General features: G+C 62.0%; 19 protein-coding genes. 9 read left to right on the top strand and 10 right to left on the bottom strand.

What is annotated here, in order from left to right; genetic code table 11:
* Positions 1-56: 56 nt before the first annotated feature.
* Positions 57-554 carry a DUF2244 domain-containing protein gene (locus tag J5J10_RS20345; protein ID WP_211931504.1) on the bottom strand — a complete coding sequence of 166 codons (498 nt, stop codon included), beginning with the start codon at positions 552-554 and terminating at the stop codon, positions 57-59.
* 22 nt (positions 555-576) lie between these two features.
* Between J5J10_RS20345 and nth the strand changes: the two genes are divergently transcribed.
* Positions 577-1,353 (top strand): endonuclease III, encoded by a 777-nt coding sequence (nth, locus tag J5J10_RS20340; protein WP_211931503.1) that lies wholly within the window; start codon positions 577-579, stop codon positions 1,351-1,353.
* A 10-nt stretch (positions 1,354-1,363) separates the two neighbouring features.
* Here nth and J5J10_RS20335 read toward each other — a convergent pair whose 3' ends face one another.
* Positions 1,364-1,948, bottom strand: coding sequence for a TetR/AcrR family transcriptional regulator (locus tag J5J10_RS20335; protein ID WP_211931502.1), 585 nt, complete (start codon positions 1,946-1,948; stop codon positions 1,364-1,366).
* A 90-nt stretch (positions 1,949-2,038) separates the two neighbouring features.
* Between J5J10_RS20335 and J5J10_RS20330 the strand changes: the two genes are divergently transcribed.
* On the top strand, positions 2,039-2,464 hold the full coding sequence (locus J5J10_RS20330; protein WP_211931501.1) for a VOC family protein: 426 nt from the start codon (positions 2,039-2,041) through the stop codon (positions 2,462-2,464).
* Here J5J10_RS20330 and J5J10_RS20325 read toward each other — a convergent pair whose 3' ends face one another.
* The 4 genes from J5J10_RS20325 to J5J10_RS20310 all read right to left on the bottom strand — a co-directional run bounded on the left by J5J10_RS20325 (position 2,465) and on the right by J5J10_RS20310 (position 7,283).
* Positions 2,465-3,178 carry a sulfate transporter family protein gene (locus J5J10_RS20325; RefSeq protein WP_211931500.1) on the bottom strand — a complete coding sequence of 238 codons (714 nt, stop codon included), beginning with the start codon at positions 3,176-3,178 and terminating at the stop codon, positions 2,465-2,467.
* A 77-nt stretch (positions 3,179-3,255) separates the two neighbouring features.
* Entirely contained in the window at positions 3,256-4,044 is a 789-nt protein-coding gene (locus J5J10_RS20320; protein ID WP_211931499.1) for a carbon-nitrogen hydrolase family protein, read from the bottom strand.
* A gap of 188 nt (positions 4,045-4,232) precedes the next feature.
* Positions 4,233-6,077 carry an ABC transporter ATP-binding protein gene (locus J5J10_RS20315; RefSeq protein WP_211931498.1) on the bottom strand — a complete coding sequence of 615 codons (1,845 nt, stop codon included), beginning with the start codon at positions 6,075-6,077 and terminating at the stop codon, positions 4,233-4,235.
* A 42-nt stretch (positions 6,078-6,119) separates the two neighbouring features.
* On the bottom strand, positions 6,120-7,283 hold the full coding sequence (locus tag J5J10_RS20310) for a M20 aminoacylase family protein (protein WP_211931497.1): 1,164 nt from the start codon (positions 7,281-7,283) through the stop codon (positions 6,120-6,122).
* Between the two features lie 319 nt (positions 7,284-7,602).
* On the opposite strand from J5J10_RS20310, the gene J5J10_RS20305 reads away from it, so the two are divergent.
* From J5J10_RS20305 to J5J10_RS20295, 3 genes are all read left to right on the top strand, one after another.
* Positions 7,603-9,309, top strand: coding sequence for a peptide ABC transporter substrate-binding protein (locus tag J5J10_RS20305; protein ID WP_208554048.1), 1,707 nt, complete (start codon positions 7,603-7,605; stop codon positions 9,307-9,309).
* A gap of 74 nt (positions 9,310-9,383) precedes the next feature.
* Positions 9,384-10,394, top strand: a complete 1,011-nt coding sequence (locus J5J10_RS20300; RefSeq protein WP_211931496.1) for an ABC transporter permease — start codon at positions 9,384-9,386, stop codon at positions 10,392-10,394.
* Positions 10,387-11,301: an ABC transporter permease gene (locus tag J5J10_RS20295; protein WP_208554050.1), complete on the top strand. Its 915-nt coding sequence runs from the start codon at positions 10,387-10,389 to the stop codon at positions 11,299-11,301. The genes J5J10_RS20300 and J5J10_RS20295 overlap by 8 nt, the downstream gene beginning before the upstream one ends.
* 39 nt (positions 11,302-11,340) lie before the next feature.
* Here the strand turns inward: J5J10_RS20295 and J5J10_RS20290 are convergent, their stop codons facing one another.
* The 4 genes from J5J10_RS20290 to J5J10_RS20275 all read right to left on the bottom strand — a co-directional run bounded on the left by J5J10_RS20290 (position 11,341) and on the right by J5J10_RS20275 (position 14,366).
* A complete protein-coding gene (locus tag J5J10_RS20290; protein WP_211931495.1) occupies positions 11,341-12,669 on the bottom strand; it encodes an FAD-binding oxidoreductase in 1,329 nt (442 codons plus the stop codon).
* Positions 12,670-12,790: 121 nt separating this feature from the next.
* The gene (locus J5J10_RS20285) at positions 12,791-13,141 is read right to left on the bottom strand and encodes a ribbon-helix-helix domain-containing protein (protein WP_208554052.1); all 351 of its coding nucleotides are present in this window, start codon (positions 13,139-13,141) and stop codon (positions 12,791-12,793) included.
* A gap of 77 nt (positions 13,142-13,218) precedes the next feature.
* Positions 13,219-13,785, bottom strand: coding sequence for a DJ-1/PfpI family protein (locus tag J5J10_RS20280; protein ID WP_211931494.1), 567 nt, complete (start codon positions 13,783-13,785; stop codon positions 13,219-13,221).
* A gap of 95 nt (positions 13,786-13,880) precedes the next feature.
* Entirely contained in the window at positions 13,881-14,366 is a 486-nt protein-coding gene (locus J5J10_RS20275) for a nucleoside deaminase (RefSeq protein ID WP_211931493.1), read from the bottom strand.
* A 345-nt stretch (positions 14,367-14,711) separates the two neighbouring features.
* On the opposite strand from J5J10_RS20275, the gene J5J10_RS20270 reads away from it, so the two are divergent.
* The 4 genes from J5J10_RS20270 to J5J10_RS20255 all read left to right on the top strand — a co-directional run bounded on the left by J5J10_RS20270 (position 14,712) and on the right by J5J10_RS20255 (position 18,454).
* Positions 14,712-15,716, top strand: a complete 1,005-nt coding sequence (locus J5J10_RS20270; RefSeq protein WP_249116974.1) for an ABC transporter substrate-binding protein — start codon at positions 14,712-14,714, stop codon at positions 15,714-15,716.
* 4 nt (positions 15,717-15,720) lie between these two features.
* A complete protein-coding gene (locus J5J10_RS20265; RefSeq protein WP_211931492.1) occupies positions 15,721-16,503 on the top strand; it encodes an ABC transporter ATP-binding protein in 783 nt (260 codons plus the stop codon).
* Between the two features lie 38 nt (positions 16,504-16,541).
* Positions 16,542-17,294, top strand: a complete 753-nt coding sequence (locus tag J5J10_RS20260; RefSeq protein WP_349252105.1) for an ABC transporter permease — start codon at positions 16,542-16,544, stop codon at positions 17,292-17,294.
* Positions 17,295-17,452: 158 nt separating this feature from the next.
* Positions 17,453-18,454, top strand: coding sequence for an isopenicillin N synthase family oxygenase (locus tag J5J10_RS20255; RefSeq protein WP_211931490.1), 1,002 nt, complete (start codon positions 17,453-17,455; stop codon positions 18,452-18,454).
* The last annotated feature ends 75 nt before the right edge of the window (positions 18,455-18,529 follow it).

Genomic DNA, 18,529 nt, shown 5'->3' with positions numbered 1-18,529 from the left:
GCCCGACGGGCGGAAACCACCCGATTCTTGCATATCTAGAGAAAAGCCCTGCCGAACTAGATCCGGCGCTTCACCGTCGCCAGCGCACCCTTGAACGCCCGGGCAAAGCTCTCGCGATCGTCAGGATTGAGAAACGAGCCGATATCTGTCCGCCGTCCCTCGCCCGACACCGCCATCGATACGATGCCGATCTCGCTGTGTCGCTTGACGAAGAAACGCGCCCAGAACGGATTGAAGCGATGCTCGGTCATGCGACCCGAGGGCGAGAATTTGCGAATGGAGAGATTGGTGCGCGACACCTCCACCTCTTCGCGCGCCCGTGCGGCACGGTAGTTCAGCCAGAAGGCACCGTAGAGCAGGATGAAATCGAGGCCGAAGAACAGCCCGATCGGCCAGGCGCCTGTCGCAAGGAAAAATCCGCCCTGCACGGCGCAGAGCGCGCCTGTCAGCAGGATCAGGATACGGAAGCCTTTGCGGCCCAGGGAACGGTATGGCACGAGTTCCGCGAGGAAGATCGGCTTTTCATCCGCCCTGACGAGATTGCCTTCGCTCATTTTTCCAATCTATAGATCGAGGATGACGAGTCCCAAGCCGAAATCCAGCACCCAAAACTTGAAAAAGTCAATTCCGGCCCCGGCGCGCCGAAAGCCCGCGTTCCGGTCCGCCTATACGAAGGCGGAGCTGGAAGAGATATTCCGCCGCTTCTCGATCCAGAGACCGGAACCGAAGGGCGAACTGGAACATGTGAACCCGTTCACCCTGGTTGTGGCGGTAGCGCTCTCCGCGCAAGCCACAGACGCGGGCGTAAATAAGGCGACGCGGGCGCTGTTCAAGGTGGCAGACACGCCGCAAAAGATGCTTGAACTCGGTGAGGGGAAGGTCCGCGACTACATCAAGACTATCGGCCTCTACCGCAACAAGGCGAAGAACGTCATCGCCCTCAGCCAGATGCTGGTCGACGACTTCGGCGGTGAGGTGCCGAAGACCCGCGAGGAACTCGTGCGCCTCCCCGGCGTCGGCCGCAAGACCGCCAACGTCGTCATGTCCATGGCCTTCGGCATCCCGACCATCGCCGTTGACACTCACATCTTCCGCATCGGAAACCGCATCCGACTCGCACCGGGAAAGACGCCGGACGAGGTGGAGGAGAAGCTCGAGAAGGTCATCCCGAAGCACTACCTCTACCACGCCCATCACTGGCTAATCCTGCACGGGCGCTACTGTTGCAAGGCGCGGCGTCCCGAATGCGAACGCTGCGTCATCGCCGATATCTGCAAGTCGCCGGAAAAGTCCTGCGACGTGCCAGCCCCGCTCGTCGAACTGCCGCCGCAGATGATCGGCGCCGCCGACTAGCCGTCGGTGGTCACGGCCGGGTCGTCGGCAGGCCGTCGACCAGGGTTCGGATGGCAATCTCGTACTCGATCCGCCGCCCGCCGGCATGGATTTCTAGCGCCGCCCTGTCGAAGGCGGACGACAGCAGCGCGGTGAGCGCGTCCAGCCCCTTCAGCGAACCGCCGGCCTCCTCGAGGTAGGCCTTGAGCCCCTCCTTCAGTCGCGCCTCCGATTTCTCGGAGTCGATCTTCGCCACGGCTCCAATCCCCAGAACCGCAGGCGCCTCAAGCAGCATCAGGCGCGTGCGGCCCGGTTCTCCCATGGCATCGAAATAGGCCTGGGCGCCAAGCAGCAGGGCTTCGCGCGCGGTGGCGGTCTGCGCCGACTTCGCCTCGATGGCCGCTGCAACGGCTTCCGCCTCGGCTTCGATGACAGCCTGGAACAGCGCCTTCTTGTCCTCGAAATGATGATAGAGGGCCCCGCGCGTCACCCCGGCCGCCGCCACGATATCTGGCGTCGCGGTATCGGCATACCCCTTCTCGGCGAACAGTGCCCTCGCCGCCGCGACCAGCGCCTGCCGCGTCTGTTCCATGCGCTCGCGTGTGTTTCTCGCCATACGACCCTCTTTACATACATTCTGCATGTATGTTAACTGCCGGAATAGATACATGCAGAATGTATGTTAAATCGCGATGGAGGGAAAGCGATGAAAACGACCAGCTACTATCCTGTCATCATGACCGCCAGGATCACGGAGACGACGGAGTTCTATCGCCGGCACTTCGGGTTCGAGCCCCTGTTCGAAAGCGACTGGTATGTCCATCTGCAATCGACGGAGGATGAGAAGGTCACGCTCGCGATCCTCGATCCGTCGCACGAGACCGTGCCTCCACAAGCCCGGAATTCCGTGGCCGGCCTCATCCTGAACTTCGAGGTGGAAGACCCGGACGGAGTCTATCTTGCCTGCAAGCGCGCTGGCCTGCCGATCCTCAAGGACCTGACGGACGAGGACTTCGGCCAACGGCATTTCATCACCACCGACCCGAACGGTGTGCTCATCGACGTCATCAAGCCGATTCCGCCGAGTGCCGAGTTCGCGGTAATGTACGACGCGGCCGCCTTGCCGATCTGATCAGACAGAGGGCACCGGCTTCCGGGCCGACAGCATCTTGTGCAGATGCACCATGAAGCTCGCTGCGAAGAGCGGCGTCAGCAGGTTGAGGATCGGGATCGCGAGGAAACCCGCGATGACCAGTCCGCCAACGAAGACCGTACCGGAATTCTCAGCCCGGAAACGCCTTGCCTCTTCCGTCGAGCGGAACCGCATCGCGGCGAATTCGAAGAACTCGCGACCGAGCAGATAACCGTTCACCAGAAAGAAGGCGATGATGTTGATGCCAGGCACGAAAAGCAGGAAGAGCGCGACGAGGTTACCGAGAATGACGACGCCGAAAAATTTCAGCGAGGCGAGGATCGCCTCGCCCATCGGCATGGCCTTGCCCGGAGGATCGGACGGATAGTCCCGTTTCTCGATCACCTCGGCGACGTCGTCGAGGAAGAGACCGGCGATGATCGCACTGACGGACGACAGCAGCAGTGCCAGGGCCAGGGCGAGACCGATGCTCGCGAAGATGCCGAAGACGAAGGCAAGCCAGCCGGCCCACTCGGGAAGCTCGGGAAAGAAGGCCTGAATCCACGGCACCACGAAGGCAATGAAGGCTTCGCGGAAGGCAAGCCACAGACCGGCAAGCACAAGCGCCGTCAACCCCAGCACCTTCCAAAAGACGGACCGTGTTTCCGGCGCAAAGAGATTGCGCAGTGCCAATCCGGCGGCATCAAAAATCATCGCAGCCTCGTAAGTTTATGCCAGCCGCATGTAGGAAGACCGCCAACGGCTCGCAAGACGACGATCCCGCCAGCAACTCAGCCGAGCCGATAGAGTTCCGTCCGGCGCTCCTCAAGATAGGGGTTCTGGCGGCGGCACTCGTCGTAGCCGGCCGGATCGATATCCGCGACCAGCAACGTCTCGCCTAGACCGGCTCGTGCGATCTCGTCGCCATCTGGACCGACGATGACGGAGCGCCCGCAATACCCGGTCTCGCCTTCCGCGCCGCAAAGGTCGGCGTAGAGAATGAAGATACCGTTCTCGAGCGCCCGTGTCGGCACGACCTGATCCGCGATGCGGCGGCTGATCTCGCCAACCGGCAGCGCGGTCGGAACGAGAAGCAGTTCCGCACCGGCGAGCGCGGCGGTGCGGACATATTCGGGAAATTCGACATCGTAGCAGATGATCATCGCCGTCTTCATTCCGAGTAAATCGAACACCACCGGCTGCTCCGATCCAGGCCGGAAGGCGGCGCGCTCCGCCGGTCCATAGAGATGGCCCTTGCGGTAGAACTCACTGGTGCCGTCAGGGCGAACCAGAACCGAGGAATTATAGACCACCTCTCCATCGCTTTCCGGAAAGCCGACGCAAATCGCGATTCCGGTGTCAGAGGCGAGGCGCGACAGGGTCTCGACTGTTTTCCCGTCACGTCCCTCGGCCACGGCTTCGAACCGTCTTCCAAGAGCGTAGCCGCTGGTCGCAAGTTCCGGCGCTATCAGAAGCGTCGCCCCCATCGCCGACGCTGCCTTCGCGGCTCGGCCGATCTTTTCGAGATTGGCGGCGACATCACCTGAAACAGGCTGCATCTGGAGAAGGGAAACACGCATGAAACGACTCCTGGCTTGCCCCCGGGTCATCCGCATGAGACCGATGGCGGCAGAACAAAGCCCGTGAAAAGGGCAGATTTCACCCTGCGACAAGGGCGACCGGGACGACATACATCCCGCGAGAACCCGCGCAGAGGCTCTGACGTTCTAGCATGCCGGAGAGGAAAAGACAGGGCGCAGCGCCAGCCTCAAACCTGAACGAGATGACCGTCCGATACCTCGCGGTAGGTTCGCTTTGGCGGCGTGTAGCCAACGGGCCGAACGGGGCTCTTGATCTCGTCGGTCGACACCATCCGCTTGATGTTGCGCCGCGCCGGATCGGGCACGGGAACCGCCGCCATGAGCTTTTTCGTGTAAGGATGCTGCGGATTGTCGAACACGGCCTGGCGCGGTCCGATCTCGACGATCTCACCGAGATACATGACGGCGACGCGGTGCGAGACGCGCTCCACCACGGCCATATCGTGACTGATGAACAGATAGGCCAGATTGAAGCTCTGCTGCAGGTCGAGCAACAGGTTGCACACCTGCGCCTTGATCGACACGTCAAGCGCGGACACCGCCTCGTCGGCAACGATCACCTTAGGGTCGAGCATCAGCGACCGAGCGATCGCGATACGCTGCCGTTGGCCACCCGAAAACTCGTGCGGAAAACGGCGCATCATGTCCGCCTTGAGCCCGACGCGCTCCAAGAGGTCGGCCGCCTTCTCCCTGGCCTGCGCCTTGGTGCCGAGTCCGTGCTCGATATAAGGCTCCATCACGGCCGAACCGACGGACATGCGCGGATCGAGACTGGCGAACGGATCCTGGAAGACCATCTGGATGCTGCGCCGCATCTTGCGCAACGAAGACCTGTCGAGGCTTCTCACATTGTAGCCGTCGAGCGAGATTTCTCCCGCGGTCGGCTCGACAAGCCGTGTGATCGAGCGCCCTGTGGTCGACTTGCCGCAGCCGGATTCGCCCACCAGAGAGAGCGTTTCGCCGGGCTTCAGGTCGAAGGACACATCCTCCACCGCGTGCACGGCGCCGCTCTGGCGACCCAGCAGGCCGGAATGGATGTTGAAGCGCGTCGTCAGGTTCTTCACCTCCAGTACCGGCCGTTCGCCGGCGGCGGGCAAGGTACCGTCTTCTTCGGGACGCGTCGTCTCGCCAGTGGCAATGTCGATGACGGGAAAGAGGCGGGGACGCTCAAGGCCCGACATCGACCCCAGGCGCGGAACCGCGGACAACAGAGCCCGCGTATAGGGATGTTTTCCCCGGTTAAAGATATCGTCAGTCGGACCCGCCTCGACCGCATCGCCCCGGAACATCACGATCGTGCGATCCGACACCTCGGCCACCACGCCCATATCGTGCGTGATGAAGAGAACCGCCATGCCCTCCTCTTCCTGCAGCACCTTGATGAGGTCGAGAATCTGGCCCTGAATGGTCACATCGAGCGCCGTCGTCGGCTCGTCGGCGATCAGGAGCTTGGGCTTAGAAGCGAGCGCCATCGCGATCATCACCCGCTGGCGCATACCGCCCGAAAACTGGTGCGGATATTCGTCGAACCGGTTTTTCGCGTTCGGAATGCGAACCTTTTCGAGCAGCCGGATGACCTCGGCCTTGGCTTCGGCTTTCGAAATATCCCGATGGCAGGTGATCGCTTCGGCGATCTGCTTTCCGATCGGAAAGATCGGATTGAGCGAGGTCATCGGCTCCTGGAAGATCATCGAGATGTCGTTGCCGCGAACGCGGCGCATCTCCTCGTCACCGAGGGTGAGCAGGTTGCGGTCACCGAGCCAGACCTTGCCCTCGATCCGGCTCGCATATTTGGGAAGCAACCGCATGATCGAGAGCGAGGTCACGCTCTTGCCCGATCCGGACTCGCCGACGATCGCGACCGTTTCCCGCGGAGCGATCTCGAAGCTGACATTGTTGACGACCGAACGCCACTCGCCGCCCACGTTGAAGGATGTCGTCAGGTTCTCGACCCGCAGCACCGGCTGGCGGGAGACTGCTGACACATGATTGCTGACGGTGGAATTCTCCATCTCGTTCCCCTCTGCAAAGAAGCCTGTGCGGCGTCGCGGACATCAGGCCGCGAGTGCCGTCTCCGCCAGCGTGACCCAGTAACTGATGCCATAAGGAATGGCTTCGTCGTTGAAGTCGTACTTCGAATTGTGCAGGTTCGCCGTGTTGCCGTTGCCGATGAACACGAACGAGCCCGGTCTGCTTTCCAGCATGTAGGAAAAATCCTCGGCACCCATGGCCGGGGGAAACTCGTCGCTGACGGCCTTGTCGCCCGCGACCTTTCGCATGACGTCAAGCGCGAAGGCCGTTTCGTTCTCGTGGTTGAAGGTGACGGGATAGCCGCGGCCGTATTTCACCTCTGCCGACGCCCCAAGGGCCGTCGCCACGCCTGTGGCCACCGCATGAATGCGGCTTTCGGCCATGTCGCGAAGCTCCGGCATCAGGGTCCGGACGGTTCCCGAGAGGGTTACCGTATCGGGAATGACGTTGTACGCGTCGCCGCCATGGATTTTCGTGACCGTCACGACAACCGAACTCAACGGATCGGTTTCCCGCGCCGCGATCGATTGCAGCGCGACAACCACCTGGGCTGCAGCCAGCACCGGGTCGATGCTCTTGTGCGGTTGGGCCGCGTGACCGCTGCGGCCCCTTATGACGATGTCGAACTGGTCGGCCGCCGCCATCACCGAACCCTTGCGGGTCGCGAAGGTGCCGACCGCCATGCCCGGATGATTGTGCATGCCGTAGACTTCGCTGATGCCGAACTTTTCCATCATGCCGTCCTTGATCATCGCGAGCGCTCCGCCGCCGCCTTCTTCGGCCGGCTGGAAGATTACAGCGATCGAACCACGGAAGTTGCGGGTCTCCGCCAGGTACTTGGCCGCACCCAACAGCATTGAGGTATGTCCGTCGTGCCCGCAGGCATGCATCTTGCCAGGCGTCTTCGAGGCCCATTCCACACCGCTCTGCTCATGGATCGGCAGCGCGTCCATGTCGGCGCGGAAGCCAATCACCGGACCGTCGCCACGACTTCCCCTGATGATCCCGACAACGCCCGTCCGACCAATCCCGGTCTCCACGACGTCGCAACCGAATTCCTTCAGCTTCTGCGCCACGAAGGCGGCGGTGTTGTGCACTTCGTACAGAATCTCGGGGTTCTCATGAAGATGGCGACGCCAGGAAGCGACCTCCGGCTGAAGTTCGCTGGCGCGGTTCAGAAGCGGCATGAAAGGACCTCTGTTTATCGTTCCCACTTGTTTTTCGCGTGATACTGCGCTTGTCCAAAGCGCTTTTGCAAGCGCCAATTTTCCAGCTTGAACGGAAAATAGCCGTATGCTTAGATGGCCTAAATTTTGATCGGCTACCCCATCGCGATCAACCTGGAGACGATGGAAACCGAATATCAGCGGAGGTACGCAAATCAAAATTTCGTTTTAAGGTCAGCGCCTTATTCAAAGCGACCTTGAACACCGGCATCCCTCGAAGCATGCCGGCCTGCACACGCAGAAGAAGCTCCACCAAAAAATCAATAAAGGGGAACTGAACATGAAAAACTTCCGTATTCTGCTGGCCACGTCGGCCGCCGCGATCGCCCTTGCGGGCACGCCGGCGCTTGCCGAGCGCGGCACGGACGGCGACCTGAAAATCCTGTTCTGGCAGGCGGTCTCCACCATGAATCCGTATCTGTCGGGCGGCACCAAGGAGGTGTATGCCGCATCGATGGTCATTGAGCCGCTCGCCCGTTACGACGAAACCGGCGCGCTTGTTGCGATGCTCGCCGCCGATATTCCGACGGTTGAGAACGGCGGTGTCGCCGAAGACCTCAAGAGCATCACCTGGAAACTGAAGCCCGACCTGAAGTGGTCGGACGGCACGCCGGTCACGGCCGACGACGCGATCTTCACCTGGAAATACTGCACCGCCCCCGACGGCGGCTGCGCCCAGGGCGCCTATTTCGAAGGCGTGACGAATGTCGAGGCCGTCGATCCCTCGACCATCAAGGTTTCCTTCGCCGAGCCGAAGCCCTACCCCTACAGCGCCTTCGTTGGTGCCCAGTCGCCCATCATCCAGGCCGCCCAGTTCAAGGACTGCATGGGTGCGAAGGCCCCGGAATGCACATCGGCGAACTTCGGCCCGATCGGCACCGGCCCCTTCGTCGTCAAGGAATTCAAGCCGAACGACGTGATCTCCTTCGAGGCCAATCCGAACTATCGTGATCCGGCCAAGCCTGCCTTTGCGACCGCCACGCTGAAGGGCGGCGGCGATGCTGCTTCGGCTGCCCGCGCCGTTCTCGAAACCGGCGAGTTCGACTACGCCTGGAACATGCAGGTCGAGCCGGAAATCCTGGCGACGATGGTTGCCGCCGGCAAGGGCGAACTCGTGACCGCCTTCGGCACGCAGGTCGAACGTATCGACCTCAACCACTTCGCCGTCGACGCCTCGCTCGGCGACAAGCGCTCGACCAAGGAAGCCGGCCCGCATCCGGCGCTCACGGATCCGGCCGTCGCCAAGGCGCTTTCTCTCGCCATCGACCGTGAGGTCATCGACGAAGTCGGCTACGGCGAAGCCGGCCAGCCGACCTGCAACATCCTGCCTGCTCCGGATATCTACAAGTCGACCAATGTCGACTGGTGCCTGAAGACCGATGTCGACGCCGCCAACAAGCTGCTCGACGATGCCGGCTGGGTGATGGGGTCCGACGGCGTGCGCGAGAAGGACGGCTACAAGCTCTCCTTCCTCTACCAGACCTCGACCAACTCGGTTCGCCAGGCAACGCAGGCGCTCGTCAAGGACATGTGGGCCCAGATCGGCGTACAGGTCGAGCTGCGCAACATCGCCGCCAACGTCTTCTTCGGCGGTGACCCGGCGTCTCCGGACACCTTCCAGAAGTTCTACGCCGACGTGCAGATGTACACCAACAACTTCGACGGCACCGATCCCGAGAAGTACATGGCAGGCTGGATGTGCGACAAGATCCCGTCTCCGGCCAATGGCTGGCAGGGCGAGAACATCGTTCGCTATTGCAATCCGGAATACGACAAACTGGTCGCTGAACTCGGGAAAACCGCAAAGCTGGAAGATCGCGCCGCGATCGCCATCAAGCTCAACGACATGCTGACGGACGAATTCGCCCAGATACCGCTGATCCACCGCGGTAGCGTCTCGTCCCACTCGGTCACCCTCGACGGCGTCAAGATGAACGCCTGGGATTCCGAACTCTGGAACGTCGCCGACTGGTCGCGCAAGAAGTAATGCCGCCTCGCCGGGCCTGTGCTTGCCACAGGCCCGGCGAACGCATGTCTTCGTGACAGTCTGGAGACCATCCGATGTTCACCTACACCATTCGGCGATTGCTGTTCGCAATCCCGACGCTGCTGGTTATCAGCTTCATCATCTTTGCCCTGCTCGACCTCGCGCCCAGCGATCCGCTGAGCGACCTGCCGCTGACCATTCCTCCCGAGGTCCGCGAACAGATCCGCGCCGCGATGGGCCTCGACCAGCCTTTCTTCATCCGCTACCTCCTGTGGCTGCAGCAATTCTTCATCAACGAGCCGCTGAACATTTTCGAAAGCATGACCGGCATCGTCGTCGGTGATGGCGAACGCTTGCGGGTGCTCTCCTGGGCAACCCGCAGTCCGGTGGTCGACCTGATCGCCCAGCGCCTGCCACAGACGCTCTGGGTCGTCGGGCTTTCCTACCTCTTCGGGGTGCTGCTTGCGATCCCGATCGGAGTGATCTCGGCCTACAAGCAGTATTCGATCTTCGACCAGATCGGCACCTTCGCCTCGATGGTCGGCTATTCGGTGCCGACCTTCTTCACCGGCGTGCTGCTGATCGTGATCTTCAGCTCGCACCTGCAATGGTTTCCTTCGGTCTACGACACCAACCTCGTGGTCAACGACTGGTCGTCCTTCGTGGCGCAGGTGAAGCAGATGTTCCTGCCGGTGCTGGTGCTGACGCTCTACAATACCTCGCAGATCAGCCGCTTCGTCCGCTCGTCCATGCTCGACAACCTGCATATGGACTATGTGCGGACCGCCCGCGCCAAGGGCGTGAGGGAAAAGGTCGTTCTGCTCGTGCACGTGCTGCGCAACAGCCTGATACCGGTCGTCACCGTCATCGCCCTCGGCGTTCCCACGATCTTCTCCGGTGCGATCATCACAGAGCAGATCTTCCGGGTGAATGGCCTCGGACAGCTGCTGATCACAGCAATCCAGGGCGCAGACCTGCCGCTGGTTCAGACGCTGACCTTCATCTTCGCCTTCCTGATCGTTCTATTCAACCTGATCGCCGACGTTCTGTACGGCATTCTCGACCCGAGGATCCGCTATGACTGACGCGACCGTAACGACAATCGACGAACGCCCAGCCGGCTCCTTCCTCGGCGACCTGTGGAAACAGTTCCGGGCTCATCCGGGTGGCGTTGCCGGGCTGGCCGTCTTCATCCTGATCCTGCTCGTGGTCTATGTCGGGCCTTTCATCCACACCATCGATCCGAACAAGATCGACATCCGCGCCAAGAACCAGGGACCGTCCTGGACCCATCCGTTCGGCACGGACAATCTCGGCCACGACATGCTGGCGCAGGTCATGGCCGGCGGCCAGATTTCGCTCGCCGTCGGCATCACCGCCATGCTTCTGGCGCTGTTCCTCGGCACGCTGGTCGGCGTTCTCGCCGGCTACTTCCGCCGGCTCGACGGCCTACTGATGCGTATCACCGACCTGTTCCTCGCTTTGCCGCTGTTGCCGCTGCTGCTCGTCATCATCATGCTGTTCAGGGATTCGCTTCGCTCCGCCTTCGGGCCGGAAACCGGCATCTTCATCCTGATCGTGACGGTCATCGGCATCACCAGCTGGATGCACACCGCGCGTATCGTGCGCGGCGACGTGCTGGCGGTGAAGAGCCAGGAATTCGTGCTTGCGGCCCGTTCCAGCGGCATGTGGGAATACCGCATCATCCTGAAGCACATCCTGCCCAACGTGATGAGCTCGATCATGGTCTCGGCCACGCTCGGCATCGCCTCGGCGATCATCACGGAATCGGCGCTATCCTTCCTCGGACTCGGCTTCCCGTCGGACTTTCCGACCTGGGGCCGCCTGTTGTTCGACGGGGCAAACTTCCTGCAGATCACGCCATCGCGCGTCATCTGGCCGGGCCTGGCGATCTCGCTCACGGTCTTGAGCGTCAACTATATCGGCGACGCGATCCGCGACGCGCTCGACCCGAGAACGCTCCGGCGTTGATCTCGAACGACGGAAGGGCGTCCCCGACGCCCTTCCGGTTCACAAACCGACCACTTCGATCTTCGACCCGTCGAAAAAACGCGAGAGCCGGAAGTCGTGCGGATCGACGCAGGGTGTGCCACCCGTGACCATGTCGGCCATCAGCCGCCCCGAACCCGGACCGATGCCGAAGCCATGTCCGGAGAAGCCGGTGGCGATGAAGAAGCCGGGCATGGCATCGACTGCCGAAATCACGGGAACCGCATCCGGCGTGACATCGATGAGCCCGGCCCACCGTTGAGCGATTTCGGCATTTTTGAACACCGGATAAGCATCCTTGAGCTTCCTCAACGCGTGGTCGGTCCACTTCGGCGCAGGGACCGGATCAAGCACGCGGACCTTCTCGAACGGGCTCTCACGGTCGAGCGCCCAGCGCGACGGCTGGGATGCCTCGTCCATGAACCGGCGTCCGATGCGGAAACCGAGCGAACTCCACTCGTTTTTCAGCGCCGTAAAGAACTTTCCCGCATAGCGGAAACTGTCCGGAACTATATCAACGAGATTGTCATGACCGGAGGCAACCGTATAGCCGCCGTCCTGCCGTTTGCGGAAGGCGAAATCCTTGGCGTAGAGCGTCTGCTCCGGCCCGCCCTCCACCGGTGTCGTGCGGATCACGGTGTTCATCACCTTGAGCTGCGGCAGGTCGATCCCGAGACTGCGCGAGAAGAGGCTCGACCATGCGCCGCCGGCCAGCACGACGGAGGAGCAGGCGATCGGTCCCCGCTCTGTGACGACGCCTGAAATCCTGCCGCCGACCGTCTCCACACCGCGCACGGCGCATTGCGTGAGGATATGAGCACCCTTGTCGCGCGCCGCTTCGGCGATCGCGGGTGCAGCCTTCTGCGGTTCGGCACGGCCGTCGGATGGAGTGTAGAGGGCGCTTCGGACCGACAATTTCAGTCCAGGATAAAGCCCGCGAAACTCGGCCGGATCGACCATCCGAGACTTCAACTGATAACGTCCAAGCTCTTCCGGCCAGCGCTCGTTCTGCACCTCCTCCGCCTCGTCGGCGGAGACGAACACGATACCGCATTGCCGATAGCCCGTATCGCGGCCCGTTCTCTGATCGAGCCCCTGCCAGATGCGGATCGCCTCGGCCATCAGCGGCACTTCGCGCGGATCGCGCTGCGAGATCCGCACCCAGCCCCAGTTTCGGCTCGATTGCTCCTCACCGATCCCGCCCTTTTCACAAAGGGCGACCGAGACACCCCGTTCGGCGAGTTCGAGCGCCGTAGACGTTCCGATGATGCCGCCGCCGATGACGACGACATCGACGCGCGACGGCAGGGTTTCATCACCCCTAACGGGAACGACTTGGGGACCCGGCATGGCTAGTGCTCCAGATTCGAAAGACGGCCGCGACGGTCGTCGCACGCCTCAAGGAAGTCACTTGCCTATAGCAGGCCACGCCACACCCGTCACGACGGGTGTGGTAGTGCACCGCGCACCGTCAGTGGTATTTCGATTGCTCGGCGCTCAGGATGCTGTCGGCATCGAGCGAACGGATTGGCAGCCGCGTGTCCTGCGGCACCTCGCCGGACAGCTGCAGCGCCAGATAGCGCCCGCAGCAGACCCGGAGGAACGACGTGAAGTTGCCGAGATCGTGCCCGGCATCGATCGATTCGTGATAGAGCTTGGTGATCAGCTGGATAACCGTCATCCCGTCGCGTCGGCCGATCTCCTCCAGAACCGTCCAGAAAAACGTTTCGAGCCGGACGCTGGTGACCATGCCGTCGATCCGGAGGGATCGCGTAGCGCTGTCCCACAATGCCGGATCAGCCTGAATGAAAAGCTTGCACATGGCGTCCTCCCGAGATGCCCATCATGATAGTACGCCGGGCGGACAGCCTTTGCCAGCCCCCGCCCGGCGCCGCTGCATCATGCAGCGAGCACCGCGATGAACTGTGACAGCCACGCGGGATGGGCGGGCCAGGCGGGCGCCGTTACCAGCTTCCCGTCAGTGACCGCCGCATCGATGGCGATGTCGGCATAGATTCCGCCCGACATTTCCACCTCGGGACGGCATGCCGGATAGGCAGAGCACGTCCGCCCCTTCAGCACGTCAGCGGCCGCGAGGATCTGCGCGCCGTGGCACACGGCGGCGACCGGCTTGTCTGCCTCGAAGAAGTGCTTCACGGTGGCGATGACTTCCGGATTGAGGCGAAGATATTCCGGTGCGCGGCCGCCGGGAATGACAAGCGCATCGTAATCCGCCGCCTTCACATCGGCGAAAGTGGCGTTCAGCGCGAAATTGTGGCCTCGCTTTTCGCTGTAGGTCTGGTCGCCCTCGAAGTCGTGGATCGAGGTTGCGATCGTCTGCCCGGCTTTCTTGCCGGGGCAGACGGCATGCACCGTATGCCCGACCGCCAGCAGCGTCTGGAACGGCACCATCGTTTCGTAGTCTTCGGCGAAATCGCCGGCAAGCATCAGTATCTTCTTCGACATGGACATCCTCCCTCCATTGGACGGTCGGACGCTATCAAAGGCGCGACTGGCGCGGGTATTAGCGCGTTACTACAGGGGAAATTTCCCGTGCGGAGTCAGCCGGTCCAAAAACCTTCATGCACGACGGCCGATTCCTCTTCCAGCAGCGGCCCCACGACCTCGACGCAGCGCTGACCGCTGGCTAAGACGGTCGTGCACGGTAGATCCATGGTCAGGTTTTCCGGATCGGGGCCTATCAGATCCTTGAGCGCCCGTTCGCTCATGCCATGGACGACACGACCGACACCGGTCCAGTAGACGGATCCCGCGCACATCGCACAGGGTTCGGCGCTGGTATACATCGTGCACTTGCGCAGGAAATCGACGTCGTACTTCTTCGAGGCTTCCGTCATCAGGTTGCGCTCGGCATGGCCGGTCCGGTCGCCTTGCGTCCCGCATGTGTTCATCGCCTCGAGCAGCACCTCCCCGTCGGGACCGGCGAGGATCGCCCCGAACGGATGATCGCCCCGCGCCCGCGAGCGTTTGGCGACCTCGATCGACAGTCGAAGCAGCTCGATGTCTCTTGTGGAAGGTTCCGTCATTATGCTGCTCCCTGGACGTCCGTGGAAAATCGCCGGGAAGCTAGGACGATTTTCCGGAAGCAGCAAGGCTGCACGGACCAAATATTGAGCAAAATAAATTCTGCTTAAAAATTGATCTAAGAACAAACGCCGACGGATTCTTTTTAATCGCTTGGCAAACCGATCCGGCCCGAAAAGCCGTCACACACCACCAAAATCAACTGGCACGAATTCTGCAAAGATGTTGGCGAGTAGAAGCGGTCAGGGTGATCCCGGGACATTGCTCACCTGAAGCCTCACCAGTTCGAAGCCGATGATGCCGCTTGCACTCTTTTCAACGAGAAACGCACCGAAACAGGAGAAGGAATGGCCATGTCATTCGCCAGCATTTGCAAACGTCTGTCCGCAGCATCCGTGATCGCCGCCTCCCTTGGAGGTGCGGCAAATGCGGCCGATCAGGTCGTCTTCCAGCTCGACTGGCTGCCGGGCGGTGACAAGGCCCCGATCTATGTCTGCATGGACAAGGGCTTCTGTGCGGAAGAAGGTATCGACGTAAAGGTCGAGCCGGGTCGCGGATCGACCGAGGCGATCACCCGCCTCGCCGCCGGCACCTCCGACATCGGCTCGGCCGACATCGGCGCCCTGATGGCCGCCAAGGTGACCGACAAGGTCGGCATCACGGCGGTCATGTCGATCTTCAACAAGGGCCCGCACGCCTTCTTCGCCCTGAAGGACAGCGGCATCGCCAAGATCGAGGACGTCAAAGGCAAGCAGGTTGCAACCTCCCCCTTTACCTCGTCGAACGTCTTTCTGCCGCTGGTGCTCGCCGACAAGGGCTTGAGCGAGAGCGACATCACGCTGACGAAATCCGATCCGGGCGCCCTTGGCCCGATGCTGATGACCGGCGCGACCGATGTCATCATCGCCTGGATGACCAATGTCTCGATCTTCAACGCCCAGGCCAAGGAAGCCGGCAAGGAACTGGAGATCATGCCCTGGTATGCCGCCGGCCTCGACCTCTATTCCGCCTCGCTGCTCGCCTCCGACAAGTTCATCACCGAACGCCCCGATGTCGCCAAGCGCTTCGTGAAGGCGTTCAAGAAGTCACTCGAATACGTGAAGGAAAACCCGCACGAGGCAGCGGTTTCCGTGAACAAGCTGGTGCCCGAACTCGGCGTGGAGACGGTCGAGGGCGCGATCATGGACACCATGGTGCTGGAGTTCAACGAAGTTACCGACAAGGATGGTCTCGGTGTCTTCGAAACCGCGCGACTGGCGGAAACCTGGAAGCGCGTCGCCGCGGCCCAGAAGTTCGAGGCGGGCGCGCTCGACCCGGAAAGCGTCGTCAGCCGCGATTTCCTGGCAGAATGACCTCATGACGGCAGGCACGAATTTTCCCGCGATGTCCTTCAAGGCCATGGGCCAGGTCTACCAGACCTCGTCCGGCCCCCTTGAAGCCCTGAAGAATGTCGAGTTCGAGGTCGCCCGCCATCAGTTCGTGGCGGTCCTCGGGCCCTCGGGTTGCGGGAAATCGACGCTATTACGATCCATCGCCGGGCTTCTCCGCCCGACATCCGGATCGGTCGAGGTGTTCGGCCTGCCGGTCACGGAACCGCGCGACGATATCGGCATCGTCTTCCAGAAGCCGACGCTGCTGCCCTGGGCGAATATCGAGGACAACGTCGTCTTTCCCGTTCGCCACAAGACGGGCCGGGTCTCGGCCGAGGATCGCGACCGGGCGCGCGACATGCTGGCGAAGGTCGGCCTCGCCGGCTTCGAAAAACGTCTCCCGTCGGAACTCTCCGGCGGGATGCAGCAGCGCGTCGGCATCGCCCGCGCGCTGCACATGAACCCGGACATCCTGCTGATGGACGAGCCCTTCTCCGCGCTCGACGCGCTGACGCGCGAGGAGATGGGTTTCGAACTCGTCCGCATATGGGAGGCACAGCCGAAGACGGTGCTCTTCATCACCCACTCGATCAGCGAGGCCGTGCTTCTGGCTGACCGGGTGCTGGTGATGAGCGGACGACCCGGTACCGTGGTGGAGGACATCATGATCGACATACCCCGCCCGAGAGGGGTCGAGACCACAAGCTCGCCGGCAATGCAGACCTACTCGGCGCACCTGCGCCATCTGTTGTTGAAGAGAGAGGTTTGACCATGGCCGGAACCTCCGCCACGCGCCGCTGGATCGACATGCCGGGCGTGCTACCCGTGGCAACCTTCGCCCTGATCGTCATCCTCTGGGAGGCGTCGACCCATATCTTCGCGATCCCGACATTCATCCTGCCGGCGCCAAGCCGCATCCTAATGACCGGTTTCGGCGACATCGACGCGCTACGCTGGCTCGACCATGTCTGGGCGACGCTGCGGGTGGCGCTGATGGGCTATTTCCTTTCGATCGTCATCGCATTGCCGATCGCCGTCGTGCTGACACGATCGAAGATGCTCTCCGACGCGCTCTATCCGATTCTCGTGGTCGTCCAGTCGACCCCGATCGTCGCCGTCGCACCCATCATCATCGTCGTGCTCGGCACCGGCGACGCGCCCCGTATCGTCATCACCTGCCTGATCACCTTCTTTCCACTCGTCGTCTCGACCGCGACGGGATTGTTGGCCACCCCGCCCGAACTCATCGAGCTGTCAAAAAGCCTGCGCGCGCCGACGCACCGCGAGATCACCCAGATCCGGCTGCCCTATGCCATCCCCTACATCTTCTCGGCGCTGAAGATATCGGTGACGCTGTCTGTGATCGGCGCCGTGGTGGCGGAGTTCGTGGCGGCGGAGAAGGGTCTCGGCTATTTCATCCAGTTCTCGACATCTTTCTTCAAGCTGCCGCAGGCCTGGGCCGGTCTGGCCGTGCTGGTGCTGATGTCGCTCCTGCTGTTCCAGCTGGTATCGCTGGTGCAGCGCCTCTTCTTCCCCTGGAGCCTGCCGCAGAGCCGGTGAGCGAAAAGGGAGATGGCGGCGAAAGCCGCGCTTGCCCGGCGGCGATATCCGCCGGTTCAGGAGTAGAAGCAGTCAGGCGCCATACCGGCGTCGGGTCATTGCTCCTTTTGGAAGATGCCGGATCGTCCGGTGTCGTTCGACTGACAGGAGACAAGGAAATGAGTGCAGCAAACTACGGCCTGGCCGAACTCAACAAGGAAACCACCGTCGGCGGAGAAGGACTTGAGGCCGACCGCCAGATCCTCCAGATCGACATGAGCGATTTCGAAAACCGCAAGGCGGAGATCGCCGAGCAGCTCTGGGAGGCGGCAACAACCGTCGGCTTCTTCCAGCTCATCAACCATGGCATTCCGCAGGAACAGATCGACGAGGCGTTCGAATACGAGGAGCGCTTCTTCGCCCTGCCGGCGGAGATCAAGGCCAAGTATCCCCTGCTCAAGGGCACGAACTCGGGCTGGGAATACAAAGCGCAGGTGCGCCCCTCGACCGGCACGGCAGACCAGAAGGAAAGCTACCAGATCACCCTTCCCCGCATGACGGTTCTCTGGCCAAGCGAGGAGGAACTTCCCGACTTCAAGGCCAAGATGATGGCCTTCGAGCGGGCGAACTGGGAGCTTGGCATGAAGGTGCTGTCGTGCTTCGCGATGAAGCTGGGCTTTACGGAAGACTTCTTCACCACGCTGCATGATCCGTCGTCGAAGGAATACCAGAGCACGCTTAGGCTCCTGCACTACTTGCCGCTCGTCAATCCGAAGCCGGAGGACTACACCTACTGGCGCGCCGGCGCCCATACCGACTACGATTGCCTGACGCTCCTGCACCAGCGCCCCGGCCAGGGCGGCCTACAGGTGTGCCCCGGCCAGGAATACGAAAGCCAGGCCTGGACCTCGATCCCGCCGCTGCCGGGCGTCGTCACCTGCAATATCGGCGATATGCTGATGCGCTGGAGCGATGACAAGCTGCAGTCGACCCTGCACCGGGTGCGCATGCCGAAGCCTGACGAATCCCACGGCCCCCGCTATTCGATGGCCTTCTTCTGCCAGGCCAATTGCGACGCGGTGATCGAGGGACCGGAGAAGAAGTACGAGCCGATGACTGCGCACGACTACCTGCAGATGCGCATCGCCGCCAACTTCGGCGGCACCAAGGCCAAGCGCTGATATCGACCCGACCTCTGTCTGCGGCGGAACGCTTTCCTGCGTCCGCCGCAGAATCGCGTTAAGACAGGTGCGAAA

The sequence above is a fragment of the Ciceribacter sp. L1K23 genome (assembly GCF_018122705.1).
Lineage (GTDB): Bacteria > Pseudomonadota > Alphaproteobacteria > Rhizobiales > Rhizobiaceae > Allorhizobium.
This window is presented reverse-complemented; position numbering and strand designations above follow the sequence as displayed.